Source organism: Nocardia sp. X0981 (genome assembly GCF_977089955.1).
The window spans coordinates 5,022,882-5,037,027 of the sequence record NZ_OZ372435.1 but is presented as its reverse complement, the minus strand read 5'-3'; the positions used below and the strand labels follow the sequence as shown (position 1 = coordinate 5,037,027).

Annotated in this window: 13 protein-coding genes; 11 read left to right on the top strand and 2 right to left on the bottom strand. The window is 65.7% G+C overall.

The features are described from left to right. Positions 1–104: 104 nt before the first annotated feature. The 11 genes from ACYR7D_RS22075 to ACYR7D_RS22025 all read left to right on the top strand — a co-directional run bounded on the left by ACYR7D_RS22075 (position 105) and on the right by ACYR7D_RS22025 (position 13,071). Positions 105–1,193 (top strand): 2Fe-2S iron-sulfur cluster-binding protein, encoded by a 1,089-nt coding sequence (locus tag ACYR7D_RS22075; RefSeq protein WP_459546435.1) that lies wholly within the window; start codon positions 105–107, stop codon positions 1,191–1,193. Positions 1,194–1,400: 207 nt separating this feature from the next. Further along, positions 1,401–2,585, top strand: coding sequence for a Rieske 2Fe-2S domain-containing protein (locus ACYR7D_RS22070; protein ID WP_459546434.1), 1,185 nt, complete (start codon positions 1,401–1,403; stop codon positions 2,583–2,585). A 41-nt stretch (positions 2,586–2,626) separates the two neighbouring features. Beyond that, positions 2,627–3,811 (top strand): acyl-CoA dehydrogenase family protein, encoded by a 1,185-nt coding sequence (locus ACYR7D_RS22065; protein ID WP_459546433.1) that lies wholly within the window; start codon positions 2,627–2,629, stop codon positions 3,809–3,811. Between the two features lie 25 nt (positions 3,812–3,836). After that, complete coding sequence (locus ACYR7D_RS22060; RefSeq protein ID WP_459546432.1) at positions 3,837–4,784, top strand: VOC family protein; 948 nt, start codon at positions 3,837–3,839, stop codon at positions 4,782–4,784. A gap of 408 nt (positions 4,785–5,192) precedes the next feature. Further along, a complete protein-coding gene (locus ACYR7D_RS22055) occupies positions 5,193–6,812 on the top strand; it encodes a flavin-containing monooxygenase (protein WP_459546431.1) in 1,620 nt (539 codons plus the stop codon). Positions 6,813–6,881: 69 nt separating this feature from the next. Next, the gene (locus tag ACYR7D_RS22050) at positions 6,882–7,862 is read left to right on the top strand and encodes an alpha/beta hydrolase (RefSeq protein WP_459550245.1); all 981 of its coding nucleotides are present in this window, start codon (positions 6,882–6,884) and stop codon (positions 7,860–7,862) included. 58 nt (positions 7,863–7,920) lie between these two features. Next, positions 7,921–8,811, top strand: a complete 891-nt coding sequence (locus ACYR7D_RS22045) for an SDR family NAD(P)-dependent oxidoreductase (protein ID WP_459546430.1) — start codon at positions 7,921–7,923, stop codon at positions 8,809–8,811. Beyond that, positions 8,811–9,695, top strand: a complete 885-nt coding sequence (locus tag ACYR7D_RS22040) for an SDR family NAD(P)-dependent oxidoreductase (RefSeq protein WP_459546429.1) — start codon at positions 8,811–8,813, stop codon at positions 9,693–9,695. The genes ACYR7D_RS22045 and ACYR7D_RS22040 overlap by 1 nt, the downstream gene beginning before the upstream one ends. Then, entirely contained in the window at positions 9,692–11,665 is a 1,974-nt protein-coding gene (locus ACYR7D_RS22035; RefSeq protein WP_459546428.1) for a flavin-containing monooxygenase, read from the top strand. Before ACYR7D_RS22040 ends, ACYR7D_RS22035 begins: the two co-directional genes overlap by 4 nt. Positions 11,666–11,791: 126 nt before the next feature. Continuing rightward, positions 11,792–12,052: a hypothetical protein gene (locus tag ACYR7D_RS22030; RefSeq protein ID WP_459546427.1), complete on the top strand. Its 261-nt coding sequence runs from the start codon at positions 11,792–11,794 to the stop codon at positions 12,050–12,052. Between the two features lie 152 nt (positions 12,053–12,204). After that, a complete protein-coding gene (locus ACYR7D_RS22025) occupies positions 12,205–13,071 on the top strand; it encodes an alpha/beta fold hydrolase (RefSeq protein ID WP_459546426.1) in 867 nt (288 codons plus the stop codon). Here the strand turns inward: ACYR7D_RS22025 and ACYR7D_RS22020 are convergent. Both ACYR7D_RS22020 and ACYR7D_RS22015 read right to left on the bottom strand, forming a co-directional pair. After that, on the bottom strand, positions 13,051–13,770 hold the full coding sequence (locus tag ACYR7D_RS22020) for a Dabb family protein (RefSeq protein WP_459546425.1): 720 nt from the start codon (positions 13,768–13,770) through the stop codon (positions 13,051–13,053). The two genes, ACYR7D_RS22025 and ACYR7D_RS22020, sit on opposite strands and share 21 nt — an antisense overlap. Further along, positions 13,763–14,110, bottom strand: coding sequence for a hypothetical protein (locus tag ACYR7D_RS22015; protein ID WP_459546424.1), 348 nt, complete (start codon positions 14,108–14,110; stop codon positions 13,763–13,765). The genes ACYR7D_RS22020 and ACYR7D_RS22015 overlap by 8 nt, the downstream gene beginning before the upstream one ends. Positions 14,111–14,146: the final 36 nt, after the last annotated feature.

Sequence of the window (14,146 nt, the reverse complement as noted above, 5' to 3'; positions counted from 1 at the left end):
TCAGCGAGACGTCGGCCCGAACTACCGGGATCCGGACCGTAGCCTGCCGGAGACCCGAACCGCCCATGACGCCGCGGGCGGGATGCGAGTGATCAGGAGAGCGGATGCCCACGAAGACCGGTGCCGACCCGACGGTGCAGACCGGTGCCGCCGCGACGGAGTCGCGTGCACGCCGCGTCCGAGTGGTCGAGGTGATCGAGGAGACCGCGGACGCCAGGTCGTTTGTTGTCGAGCCCGGTCTCGGGGATGCGGGGTCCTTCGACTACCGGCCCGGCCAGTTCCTGACCGTCCGCGTGCCGGATATCGGCAGTGGATCCGGCCGCTGCTATTCACTGTCGAGTTCGCCGCATACCGATATCCCGCTGAAATTCACGGTCAAACGGGTCGCGGGTGGGCACGGCTCCAATTGGCTCTGCGATTCGGTATCGGCGGGCGACGAGCTCGAGGTGTTACCGCCTGCGGGTACGTTCACGCCGGGTTCGCTCGACGACCCGGTGGTGCTGATCGCGGGTGGCAGTGGGATCACTCCGGTGATCGCCATCGCGAAGTCCATCCTGTTCGGCGGCACCGGCGATGTCGTGCTCGTCTACGCGAATCGGGACGAGGCGGCGGTGATCTTCGCCGAGGAGTTGCGGACGCTGGAATCGCGATTCGGTGACCGGTTCCACGTCGTGCACGTGCTCGAGTCGGTGCAGGGCTACCCCAGCCGTCGGCTGTTGTCCACGCTCCTCGCGCCGCACACGGAGCGAGCTGTGTACCTCTGCGGCCCGGGCCCCCTGATGGATCTCGCCGCCCAGGTGTGTTCGGAGGTGGGGTTTCCGGCGGCTCGTGTCCATTCGGAGCGCTTTCTCTCACTACGCAGGGACCCGTTCGCCGACGAGCCGGACCCGGCGGGTGTTGATCCGGCGGACGCCGGGGAGGTCGTCTGCCGGGTGCAGGTCTGCCTCTACGGCGCCGACCATCGGGTGCCGTGGACAGCCGGCCGCAAACTTCTCGACGCGCTTCTCGACGCCGGTCTCGAAGCTCCTTATTCGTGCCGGGAAGGCGCCTGTAGTGCCTGCGTCTGCTCGCTGAAGGCAGGCCGGGTGAACCTGGCGCACAACGAGATCCTCACCGCGGACGATCTCGCCGAGGGCTACATCCTGGCCTGTCAGGCCGAGCCGGTGAGCGACGAGATCACGATCGAGTACTGAGTTCGGGCACACGTTGGCGTGAGCACGGAAATACTGCCGGAAAGCCCCTCTTTTTGTGCGCGGTTTGTCCGCGCTGCCGTGCGTGTCCGGCCTGGCCGGAAAACGATCCCACTCAGCAGGAGATCCGCGTCACACCGGGTTTTCGGCTGCGAAGGTGGACACATTGCGACGAGTTCCGCGGTCGCAATCATTTGACCAGGAGGTATCGTGAGTCCCACGACCGACACCGGCAAAGAGGTCCGTGTCATCGACACCGGCGCGCCGCCCGCGCGTTACGCGCGGGGCTGGCACTGCCTGGGTCTGACCCGTGATTTCGCAGATGGCCGGCCCCACCAGATCGCCGCGTTCGGCACCGAACTCGTCGTCTTCCGTGGCGAGGACGGGAAAATCAATGTTCTCAACGCGTTCTGTCCGCATATGGGTGGCAATCTCGCCCACGGCACCGTGAAGGGCAACGATATCGCCTGCCCCTTCCACGACTGGCGGTGGCGCGGGGACGGCAAATGCGCCGCCATCCCGTATGCCCGACGGGTTCCCCCGCTTGCCCGCACCAAGGCATGGCCGACCATGGAGGTCAGCGGGCAGTTGTTCGTCTGGAACGATCCACAGGGGAGTAAGCCGCCCGCCGAGCTGGCGATCCCGGCGATCCCCACCTACGGCGATCCCGGGTGGACGGACTGGGTGTGGAATTCGATCGACGTCGAGGGTTCGCACTGCCGCGAGATCGTGGACAACGTCGTCGATATGGCGCATTTCTTCTACGTCCACTACGGCATGCCGACCTATTTCCGGAACGTCTTCGAGGGGCATACCGCGACCCAGATCATGCGGTCCCGCCCGCGTGCCGATGCGGTCGGAGTCAGTACCAGTACGAACTACAGCACCGAAAGCCAGTCGGACGCTACGTATTTCGGTCCTTCGTACATGGTGGACAAGCTCTGGAGCGGCGGCCGGGCCGGTGTCGGTGAGCCGAATATCTACCTGATCAACTGCCATTACCCGATCACCCCGACCTCGTTCCGGCTGCAGTACGGCGTAATGGTGGAGAAGCCGACCGGAATGGACGATGCCGCGGCCGAGCAGGTCGCCGTCGCCGTGGCGAAGGGCGTCGCGATCGGCTTCGAACAAGACGTCGAGATCTGGAAGAACAAATCACGGATCGACAACCCACTGCTGTGCGAGGAAGACGGCCCGGTGTACCAGCTGCGCCGCTGGTACGAACAGTTCTACGTCGATGTCGAGGACATCAAGCCGGAGATGGTCAACCGGTTCGAGTTCGAAATCGATACCGAACGAGCCCTGCAGAACTGGCAGGCCGAGGTCGACGCGAACCTGGCAGCCGGACGCAGCGCTATTCCGGCGCACCGTCAGGCCGCGTCCGCGACCTCCTGACCACCCCTCAACCCCTTCGGTAACCAGGACCAGGAGTCCCGATGTCCTACGAAGTACTCGACAAGATCGTCGCCCTCGCCGACGAGATCCGGGCCGGCGCCGAGGAGGGGGAAACCCTCGGCCGCCTGCCCGACGATATGGCCAAAGGCCTCGAGGATGCCGGGATCATCCGGCTGTTGCAGCGCAAGAAGTACAACGGCTACGAAGCGCATCCGCGCGAATTCGCCGAAACCGTCATGAAGACCGCGAGTATCTACGGTTCCGCCGGCTGGGTCGGTGGCATCGTGGGGGTGCATCCGTGGCAGCTCGCCTTCGCCGACCCCGAGGTGCAGGAGGAGATTCTCGGGGAAGACAGCGATACCTGGCAGGCCTCACCGTACATGCCCGGCGGGGTCGCGGTGCCGGCCGACGGCGGCTACGTGATGAACGGCCGCTGGCAGTTCTCGTCGGGCACCGACCACTGCGACTGGATCTTCCTGGGCGCGATGGTGGGCGGCGCGGCCGGCAAACCACTGATGCCGCCGCAGGGTCTGCACGTGATCCTGCCCCGCTCCGATTACGAGATCGTGGCGGATTCCTGGGACGTCGTCGGTCTGCGCGGAACCGGTAGCAAGGACATCATCGTCAAGGATGCCTTCATTCCCGAGTACCGGGTGATGGATTCGGCGAAGGTGATGGACGGGACGGCCGCCAAGGAATACGGCGTCACCGAAACCCTGTACAAAATGCCCTGGTCCACCATGTTCCCGCTGGGTATCACCTCAGCGACCATCGGTATCTGTGAAGGCGTTCTCGCGGCGGGTGTCGATTATCAGCGCAACCGGGTGGGCGCGACGGGAACTCTCGTCAAGGACGATCCGTACGTGCTGCACGCACTCGGGGAGGCGGCGTCGGAGATCGACGCCGCGCGCCAGCAGTTGCTGGCCAATGTCGACCGTATCTTCGATCTGGTCGACCGGGGCGAGGAGATCGACTTCGAAATGCGTGCCGCGGTGCGCCGGGATCAGGCCCGTGCCGCCTGGCGGGCGGTCCGTGCGGCCGACGAGATCTTCGACCGCGCCGGTGGCAACGCGCTGCGGATGGACAACCCGTTGCAGCGGTTCTGGCGTGACGCGCACGCCGGTCTACACCACGCCATCCACGTCACCAGCACCACCTATCACGCGGCCGCCATGGCTTCGCTCGGTGTAGAGGTCCCGCAGGGGCCGCTGCGCGTGATGATCTGACAGCCCGGAAGGAAGACCGACAACGATGACGGAAATCAAAGCACTCGGCTATGTACGAGTGCAGGCTACGGATATGGACCGCTGGCGCGAACTCGGTTTCGAGGTGCTGGGTTTCGCGCCTGGATTCGGCGACGAAACCGACGCCCTGCACTTCCGGATGGACGAGCGACCCTCGCGCATCACCGTCGAACGAGGGGATGTCGACCGGGTGACCGCGGTCGGCTGGGAGGTCCGCGACGCGCCCGCGCTGCGCCGGCTGACCGCGATCTTGGACGAGGCCGGGTTCGCGTACACGCCCATGTCGCAGGAACTGGCCGACCGGCGCAAGGTGGAGGCCGGTATCTGCATGAAGGATCCAGGCGGGACACCCTTGGAGTTCTTCTACGGGCCGGTGCTCGAGCACAGCCCGGTGATCACCAAGTACGGCCAGAAGTTCATCACCGGCGAACAGGGCCTGGGGCATGTGGTGATGCCGACGACCAACTTCGACGAATCGTTCGCCTTCTACACCGAGACGCTGGGCTTCCTGTCGCGGGGCGCTTTCCGGATGCCGGCACCGCCGGAAGCGGGCCCGCTGCGGATCCGGTTCATGGGTGTGAACCAGCGTCATCACAGCCTGGCGATCATGCCGAGCATGGAGGGTCGCGATCCGGGGCTGATCCACGTGATGGTGGAAGTGGACGAACTCGACGCGGTGGGCCGCGCCTACGACCAGGTGATGGCCCGCGACTTCCCCGTGTCCTCGACACTCGGCCGGCATACGAACGACAAGATGATCTCGTTCTATGTGCGGGTGCCCGGCGGCTGGGATATCGAATACGGCACCGGGGGCCGGCCCGTCGACGAAACCTATTACACGGCCGAGGAGATCACCGCCGATAGCTACTGGGGCCACGAATGGATGTGGGCCCGGGAGATGAAGGAAGCACAGCGCGCCGCGGAAGCCGGCAACGGGGAACCGGCGCGAGCCTGAAGTTCAGCGGTGACACATCGGCCGCAGGAGTCGGTGGTGGTCGCAGCAGTGCACAGCCGCACCACAGGTGCGGTTGTGCACGCCGGAAACAGCCGGTTGCCGGGTCTCGGCGAGCCGGCCCGAAAGTGTGGCAGACGGAAGCAGTGCCGCAGTGCCCGGTACCCGACTGTCGAGCCGAACGGATTCGACCAGCGGGCCGCCAGGCTGCGGCCGTCGAATCCCGGCACGTGGCTGCACGGCCATCACAGCCCTGGGGGCGAGGCGGGGAATGCGACCGGCGGGTTCTAGCCCCGGCAACGGCAGGACTCGAATTGGTGGACCGCTGGGTGGGAACGAGCGCTCGACTCGTGCCGCAGGGCCCTTAATTTGACTTCGAACACAGGTACCTCAGCGAGGGAAGTGAATGTTGTGACAACCCAGGACAGCGATTTCGATGCCGTCGTTGTGGGTGCCGGGATCTCCGGCCTGTACGCGGTGTACAAGTTCCGCAAGCGCGGGATGCGCGTGCACGGCTTCGAATCCGCCGAGGGAGTGGGTGGCACCTGGTATCACAATCGGTATCCGGGGGCGCGGTGCGATGTCGAGAGTATCGACTACTCTTACTCGTTCGACGAAGAGTTGCAGCAGGAATGGACCTGGACCGAACGGTTCGCCACCCAGGAGGAGATCCTGCGCTACCTCGAGCACGTGGCGGCTCGCCATGATCTGCGGTCGGCCTACGATTTCCTGACCCGGGTTACCTCGGCTGTCTACGACGAGCCGGCCGGCCGGTGGACCATTACGACCGATACCGGGAAAACCGTGACGGCCCGCTACTGCATTATGGCGACCGGTGTCCTGTCGGCCACCAACAAACCGGATATCCCCGGCCGCGACACCTTCGCCGGCGAGACCTACCACACCGGTGAATGGCCGCACGAGCCGGTGGAATTCGCCGGTAAGCGAGTAGGCGTCATCGGCACCGGATCCTCCGGGATCCAGGCCATTCCGATCATCGCCGAAGAGGCCGATCAGGTGGTCGTATTCCAGCGCAGCCCCAATTACTCGATCCCCGCGGGTAACCGGCGGCTGTCCGACGAATTCCTGGCCGAGGTGAAGGCCAATTATGCCGAGCGGCGCCGGTTGTCCCGGATCAGCGGTGGCGGTACCCCGAACAGCCCGCATCCCAAGGGCGCGTTGGAGGTCGACGAGGCCGAGCGCCTCCGGGTGTACGACGAATGGTGGCAGCGCGGCGGCTATCTGTTCACCAAGGCCTTCCCCGATCAGATGGTCAGCAAGGCAGCCAACGACACCGCGCGCGAATACGTCGAAGCCAAGATCCGGGAGATGGTCGAGGATCCGGAGACGGCCGATCAATTGATCCCTACCGACCATCCCATCGGTACCAAGCGCATTGTCACCGATACCGGATATTTCCAGACCTATAACCGCGACAACGTAACGCTGGTGAACTTGCGGCGCACCCCGATCACCGAGATCACCGAATCCGGTGTGCGCACCGACGCGGCCTCTTATGAGCTGGATATTCTGATCTTCGCGACCGGTTTCGACGCGATGACCGGTTCGCTGGCACGGATCGATATCCGCGGCCGGGGAGGCCGCGAACTGCGGGCCGAATGGTCGGCGGGACCCCGGACCTATCTCGGGCTGGCTGTCGACGGTTTCCCGAATATGTTCATCCTCTCCGGCCCCGGCAGCCCCAGTGTGCTCGCGAATATGGTCCTGATGGCCGAGCAGCACGTCGACTGGATTGCGGACTGTATGGACCATCTGGACGCGCACGGGATCGCCACGATCGAAGCGACCCGGGAAGCGGCCGACGAGTGGGTGGCCGAATGCAACGCCAAAGCCGCGGGCACCCTGTTCCCGTCCGCGAATTCCTGGTACATGGGCGCGAATATTCCCGGTAAACCACGCGTATTCATGCCCTATATCGGGGGCTTCGGAAACTACAACGCCCTCTGCGCCGAGGTGGCGGAAGCCGGATACAAGGGTTTCGCGCTCGACGGCCGGACCGTCGGCAACTGAGCTTCCGCATCGAATACCGCGGCACGAGGGTGCCTTTCCCGTACGACGAAATGTGAGGACGTGGTCGAGATGGGCGGACAACGAAGGTCCGACCTGCATCCGGATGTCGAGGCGATGCTCTCGGCACTGGAATCGTTTCCGGATGTCACCCAGCACACGGCGGCGGAGCTACGCGAGATCATCGCCGCGCGTCGCGCACCGTTGACCCGCGAGCCGCAGATGCGAATCGCGCAGGACCGGACGATCGGCGGACCGGGCGGTGACCTGGCCGTTCGCGTCTACGTACCGCACGGCGGCACCGAGCCGCGGCCGGTGGTGGTCTTCGCCCACGGCGGTGGCTTCGTCTTCTGCGATCTCGACAGTCACGACGAATTCTGCCGGTCGATGGCGGCGGCGGTCGATGTCGTGGTCGTCTCGGTCGATTACCGGCGGGCGCCCGAGCATCCCGGGCCGGCGGCACTGGAGGATATGTACGCCGCGGTGCGCTGGACGGCCGAACACGCCGCGGAGTTCGGCGGCGACGCGGCCCGGCTGGTGGTGGCCGGGGACAGCGCCGGCGGCAATCTGGCGGCGACGGTGAGCCTGGCCGCCCGCGACCGCGGCGGCCCGGCGATCGCCGCGCAGGTCCTGCTCTACCCCGTGATCGACGACGATTTCACCACCGAGTCCTACCGGCTCTACGGCGAGAACTACTACAACACCACCAAGGCCATGCGCTGGTACTGGCAGCAGTACGCCCCGCACGGAACCGACAGCCCGTATCTCGTCCCGACCCGCGCCGAATCACTGGCCGGATTGCCCCGGGCGATCGTCGCGACGGCCGAACTCGACCCGCCGTGCTCGGCGGGTGACGACTACGCCCGGCGGCTCGCCGAGGCCGGGGTTCCGGTCACCGCGCACCGGTTCGACGGTCTGTTCCACGGTTTCCTGACCTTCCCGTCGCTCTCGCTCACCGGCCCGGCCCGCGAGAAACTCTGGCAACTGATGCGGGATGTCCTCGTGGCGTCCGAGAACTCGCCGGCCACCGATACGAGCGGAGTGGCCGGATGACGGCCACCGGACGGCGGCTACCGAACCGGATGCGAAACCGATGAGTACGGAGAGGACCATGACGCAGCGATTGGCGGGCCGGACAGCCCTGGTGACCGGCAGCAGCCGTGGAATAGGCCGCGCGATCGCGCAGCGGCTGGCGGCGGAAGGCGCGACCGTCGTGGCCACCGCCCGGTCGGCCGCGGCACCGACACCGTCGGTCCGGGACGGCGAGACCCATCTGCTGTCCGGTTCGCTCAACGAGACCGTTCAGGCGATCGAAAGCGCCGGCGGTAAGGCGATCGCGATCCCTGCCGACCTCGAGAACGCCGAGCAGCGTGCCGGGTTGATCGACAAGGTCGTCGAGGCGGCCGGCGGTATCGACATTCTCGTCAACAACGCGGGATTCGCCGACTACAGCTCGATCGCCGAGATGAGCGATGAGACCTTCGATCGCACGATCGAGCACTATCTGAAAGTCCCGTTCGTGCTCAGCCGTGCCGCGATCCCGCATATGCGCCGGCGTGGTGCGGGCTGGATCGTCAATATCGGGTCCTCGACCGGGCTCGACCCCATCCGGCCGTTCCGCGAGTACAACAAGACCTCCGGCGATGTCGTCTACGCTTCCGCGAAAGCCGGTCTGCACCGGCTGACCCAGGGGCTGGCCGCGGAAGTCCTCGACGACGGTATCGCGGTCAACGCGGTCGGTCCGTCGACGGCCATCATGACACCGGGCGCGGCGGCGCTACTGCCGGCCGGCTACGACACCGAACCGGTCGAATACCTCGTGCAGACGGTGCTGGAGATGTGCACGATGCCGGCGGCCGAGCGCACCGGGCTGGTTGCCTTCAGTCTGCACTATCCGTATGCGACGAACACTCCCGTCATGTCGCTCGACGGAGGCACCGAATTGCCGCGGCGTGAGCCGCCGGCGTGGGCGAACCCGAACATCAGGCCGGAGGGCATCTGATGGCCACCACCGCGAAGGAACGGTTCGGGCAGGGGACCGCCGTGGTCACCGGTGCCGCGGCGGGGATCGGAAAGGGGCTGGCGCAGCGGCTCGGCGAGTACGGAATGTTCGTCGTCGTCGCCGATATCGATACCGGACGCGCTGCGGAGGTCGCGGCGCAGATCGCCGAAAGTGGCGGCCGCGCGGAAGGTTTCGGCGTCGATGTCGCGGACCTCGCGCAAGTCGAGGCGCTGGCGGCGACGGTCTTCGAGCGCTACGGCAGCGTGGAGCTCTTGGTCAACAATGCCGGTGTCGAATCGTCCGGCCTGCTGTGGGATATCGATCCGCAGCGATGGCAACGGGTGATGCAGATCAATGTGGACGGCGTTTTCTACTGCCTGAAATCGTTCGTGCCGCGGATGATCGACGCCGGTACACCGGCCTGTATCGCCAACCTGTCCTCGGTCGGTGGCCTCAATACCGTCGCGGTGCAATCGCCCTATATCGTCAGCAAATTCGCGGTACAGGCGATGACCGAATGCCTGCACCAGGATCTATCCATCGTGGGCGCGCCGATCCAGGTCAGCGCGGTCGTCCCGCATTCCATCCGCAGCGAGATATTCCTCGCCGCGCAGCGCGAGGCCCCCACGGACAACCCGACCGCGAACGCCGTTTTCGCGGCCATGCAACGCGACAACGTCGAGAAAGGGCTCGATCCGCTCGACGCGGCCGCCCATATGCTCGAACAGATCGCCCGCGGCGATTTCTGGGTCTTCTCCGACGACGAGATGTGCACCGCGGCGGCGACCCGGCGCGGCCGGCAGCTCATCGATCAGAACCCGCCCTCGAACCCACGCGATATGCTCGCCCGGATGGGCGTGCCGTTTCCGGAAGGCAGCTCATGACAGACATCATCGACGCCGGTATCGACGCCACCACGGATCCGGAAACTCTGCTGCACAACGCAATAGCGATAGCCGACCCGGCGCCGTTGCTGATGTCGATGGTGCACGCGACCGGTGATATCGGTCTGCTCGAGGAATTCGGTGCGCGGTTGACGATCACCGAACCCGGCAACCATTACCGCACCGGTACCCGCCCGACCACTCCGCCCGGGACCTATCCCGAAGACGTGGTGGCCGATATCCGTGCCCGCGCCCACGAACTCCTCACTCCCGGGCTCGAACCGAAGCTGGGTGTGCCCGACGAGGAACTGTTCGGCCGGATGGCCACCGTGTGCACCTCGGAACGAGTGGACACCGAGTTCCTTCCGCTGCTGCTGGAACAGGCGGGCTTCGCGAAGGACCGGCGCCATGTGCCGGTGACCACCGCGCCGCCCGCCGATTTCGAGGTCATCGTGATCGGTGCCGGAATGGTCGGAATCAACGCCGGAATCAAACTGGGCGAAGCCGGATTCCCGTTCACCATTTTCGAGGAACGCGACGATATCGGCGGGACCTGGCATCGCAATACCTATCCCGGTGCGGCTGTCGATACACCCAGCCACTACTACTCGTACTCGTTCGAACTGAATCCGCACTGGTCGAAGTACTACCCGACCGGCGTCGAATACCAGAACTATCTGCTCGCCGTGGTCGAGAAGTACCGGTTGCGCGAGAATATCCGGTTCGGCACGCGCGTGCGGTCGGCCACCTGGTCGAACGAGGAGAACCGGTGGGAGGTGGTGACCGAGGACCGTACCGGCGCTGTGCGCCACCATCGGGCACGTGCGGTCGTCACCGCACTCGGCATGCTCAACGCCCCGAATATCCCCGACGTACCGGGTATGGACACGTTCGCCGGCACGATCACCCACACTGCCGAATGGGATACCGATCTCGACCTGCGCGGCAAGCGTGTGGTCGTCCTGGGAACCGGCTGCACCGCGGTGCAGGTGGTGGCCGATATCGTGGACGAGGTCGAATCGCTGGACGTGGTGGTCCGCAGCCCGCACTGGCTCGTCCCGGAGAAAACCGTGGGCGGGGAGGTGCCCGGCGGCGAGAAGTGGGCGATGGCCAACCTGCCGTTCTACGACCGCTGGTTCCGGCTGCGGACGTACTGGTTTGCCTCGGACAACCTCTACGTACTGCCTCGTATCGACAAAGAGTGGGCGGCTACCCATCGATCGGCCTCGCCGGCCAACGATATGGTGCTGAACACGGCGCTGGAGTATCTGCAGAAGAGCTTCCCGGACCGCCCCGATCTGATCGAGAAACTCACCCCCGACTTCCGGCCGTATTCGAAGCGGATCGTGAAGGACCCCGGATTCTTCGCGGCGCTGAACCGGGAACATGTGAATCTGCACCGGGCCGCCTTCCGGGAGATCACCCCGGACGGTGTCGTCACGACAGAAGGAACGTTCATCCCCGCGGACGTGATCGTGCTCGCCACCGGATTCCGGCTCCAGTTCACCACCGCGATCGAGATCACCGGCCGGGACGGCCGTACCCTGGCCGAGCTCTGGAAGGGCGGCGAGGACCCGCGGGCCTATCGGGGCGTGCAGGTATCGGGTTTCCCGAACCTGTTCATCACCGCCGGACCCAACTCGGCTCCGAACCACGGCGCCGGCCACAACATCACCGGCGAGGAGCAGGTCCACTACGTCATCGAATGCCTGCAGTACCTGCTCGAGAACGAACACGCCGCCATGGACGTAACCCAGTCGGCGCAGGACGAGTACAACCGGCGAGTCGACGAAGCACTCGACGAGACCGTATGGGTACATCCCGGCGCGGAGACCAACGGGTACTACCGCAACAGCTCCGGCCGGGCCGTCGTGCCCTGTCCGTGGCGCCTGGTCGACTACTGGACCATGATGCGGGAACCGCAGCCGGAGGACCTGATATTCATCTCGAAAGGTAGTGCTGGAGAATGACCGGCTGTTCCGGTCATCGGGAGGCGCAGGTCCTGCCGGGGGGAGCCGATACGGTCGCACCGAGAGCATACCGAGCAGGAGGAGTGGTCTTATGACAGGTGAACCCAGTGAAAAGGGGTGGAAGCGATGACCATGCGACCGCTCGCCTGCGAGAGATGTGGCAACCGAGTGCTGGTGGAAAAGTTCAGCCCCGTCCACACCGCGGTGCAATGGACCTCCGATCCCCAGGAATGCCCGGTGATCGCGGCCCGCAGCCTGGGTATCGGTGACCGGGAACGCGAATGCGAGGTACTGCATCGCAGTATCGATCGCGCGGTGCGTGAGCGTGTACTGCCCGAATCGCGGATCGAGCTGCCACACGGCGAAGCAATTCCCAGACTGCACTGACCTGTCCTGACCTGCACCGTCGTGAAATTCTGTGGCCCTGCGCTCCGTCGCGGCGGTAGTGCTGGGAACGTCGTGGCCGGCCGCGACTCGCTGTGCCGCTCACCGGGAGCATGCGCCGATACAGCCCCACGCCGGTGGCAGGCTCGGTAGCCATGAGTACCCCAGTCGATACCCGAACTGTTCCCGAATTGCGTGAACTGACCACCGAGCGCGGCGTCCTGCGTTACCGCGAGGCCGGCGACGGCCCGCCCCTGCTTCTGCTGCACGGATCCGGTCCCGGCGTCACCGGATGGCGGAACTTCGGCGGCAACTTCCCCACCTTCGCCGAGCACTACCGGACCCTGGTACTGGAACTGCCCGGATTCGGTGTCAGTGACGATTTCGGTGCGGTGCACCCGATGGTGTCCGCCCAGCAGGCGGTCACCGCATTCCTCGACGGGCTCGGGCTCGACCGGGTCCGCATCATCGGCAACTCGATGGGTGGTTTCGTGGCCACCGATTTCGCGCTCACATCACCCGACCGGGTCGAGCGGCTGGTCACGATCGGTGGTATCGGTACACCGGTGTTCAGCCCGCAGCCGGGCGAGGGGATCATCCGGCTCAGCGAGTTCGTCGACAACCCCACCCGTGAAGCGTTGGTGGCGTGGCTGCGCTCGATGGTGTTCGACCAGTCCCTGGTGACCGAGCAACTGATCGAGGAACGCTGGCAGCAGGCTACCGACCCGGCGACGCTGGAGAACTCGCGCCGTATGTACAGCAGTGCGGCGCTGGCGCGGATGGCCGCGGCCGCCCGCAGTGTGGACACCACTCCGAACTGGGCCAAACTGGGCGGGCTCGCGGTACCCACACTCGTCACCTGGGGACGTGACGATCGGGTCAGCCCGGTCGATATGGCGCTGCTCCCGATGCGCACCCTCCGCAACGGTGAGGTGCACATCTTCCCCCACTGCGGCCACTGGGTGATGATCGAGCAGAAGGAAGCCTGGGAGGCTACCGTCCTAGCCTTCCTCCGCCGCTGACTCGGGATCGCGCTGCGCTGACGACGCGGATTCCGGAGCCGGTTCTATCACCGGCTCCGGGATCGCGCAGAAACTGTGGCAGATACGGTCTTTGACGATTTGATCGGGGTTCTCGGGATCGAACCACTGGTCCACCAGAGCCCAGTGCACGGGATGGTTCATATAGGGGCCGAGCAAGCCGTCGACATCGGCGAATTCCTGCTCCCAGACATGCGTCCACTGGGAGGTGCCCGTAGCTCGCTCGACGCGGCTGAGTTGCCACGCCTGGATGGCCGGTATGTGTCGCGGCATCTGCAGGGTCGCGCGTTCGAACCGCGCGATTTCCGCCGGTGTGGCAGCGTCGTCCACGCGCAGAAGCAGGGTGCGGTAGACCGTCGACGGGCTCGCGTCGCTGCGGCGGCCGGTGCGGCCGTCGCCGGCATGGCCACCGGAATACTCGGCGGAGTCGACATGGTCGATGGCCGGGCATGTCATGGTTTCGTGGACCGCCTCGCGAACCGGCAGCCACTCGGATTTCGAGGCGAACCGGAAATGCGCGAGAAGATCGCCGCCATTGCGCACTCCCGGCAGCGTCCGGGCGACCAACGGTCGCTGCGCCCCCGCGCCTTCCGCGGCCGCGATGATGCGTTTGACGGTCATCTCCGTGGTCATGGTGTCGGCGGGATCCGCGAGGTGTAGCAGACACGTCACCTTATACATCGCACAGTCCTTCCACATCCTCGGCGCGGCTCGCCATCGACCGGGTTCGTTCGACGATCATCGGCGCCATCGATTCCCACCACCGGGCCGGTTCGGGGTCGTGGCGGGCATCGACCGCCGCCGCCCACCAGGCTCTCGGACCCGGGACTGTCCAGGTGGCGGTGACGGTGTTCTGCTCACCGTCGATCCAGGCCGGCGGGCTCACCAGAATCCGATCGAGCGTCAGCCCCCGTTCGCGTGCCCGCGGTACATAGCCGCTGAGATAGGCGTCGATGAAGGCGCGTGCGCTACCGGGCGTGAGCACGATCCGATCGATGATGAAGATGGTGCGGTCGTCCATGTTCCGAACCTAAGCGCTACCGTCTGGGCCGGTGCC

Excerpts from the sequence above, each read along its gene's own strand:
- ACYR7D_RS22075 (WP_459546435.1), top strand. The coding sequence starts at position 105 with ATGCCCACGAAGACCGGTGCCGACCCGACGGTGCAGACCGGTGCCGCC.
- ACYR7D_RS22065 (WP_459546433.1), top strand. The coding sequence starts at position 2,627 with ATGTCCTACGAAGTACTCGACAAGATCGTCGCCCTCGCCGACGAGATC.
- ACYR7D_RS22060 (WP_459546432.1), top strand. The coding sequence starts at position 3,837 with ATGACGGAAATCAAAGCACTCGGCTATGTACGAGTGCAGGCTACGGAT.
- ACYR7D_RS22050 (WP_459550245.1), top strand. The coding sequence starts at position 6,882 with ATGGGCGGACAACGAAGGTCCGACCTGCATCCGGATGTCGAGGCGATG.
- ACYR7D_RS22045 (WP_459546430.1), top strand. The coding sequence starts at position 7,921 with ATGACGCAGCGATTGGCGGGCCGGACAGCCCTGGTGACCGGCAGCAGC.
- ACYR7D_RS22040 (WP_459546429.1), top strand. The coding sequence starts at position 8,811 with ATGGCCACCACCGCGAAGGAACGGTTCGGGCAGGGGACCGCCGTGGTC.
- ACYR7D_RS22035 (WP_459546428.1), top strand. The coding sequence starts at position 9,692 with ATGACAGACATCATCGACGCCGGTATCGACGCCACCACGGATCCGGAA.
- ACYR7D_RS22030 (WP_459546427.1), top strand. The coding sequence starts at position 11,792 with ATGACCATGCGACCGCTCGCCTGCGAGAGATGTGGCAACCGAGTGCTG.
- ACYR7D_RS22025 (WP_459546426.1), top strand. The coding sequence starts at position 12,205 with ATGAGTACCCCAGTCGATACCCGAACTGTTCCCGAATTGCGTGAACTG.
- ACYR7D_RS22020 (WP_459546425.1), bottom strand. The coding sequence starts at position 13,770 with ATGTATAAGGTGACGTGTCTGCTACACCTCGCGGATCCCGCCGACACC.
- ACYR7D_RS22015 (WP_459546424.1), bottom strand. The coding sequence starts at position 14,110 with ATGGACGACCGCACCATCTTCATCATCGATCGGATCGTGCTCACGCCC.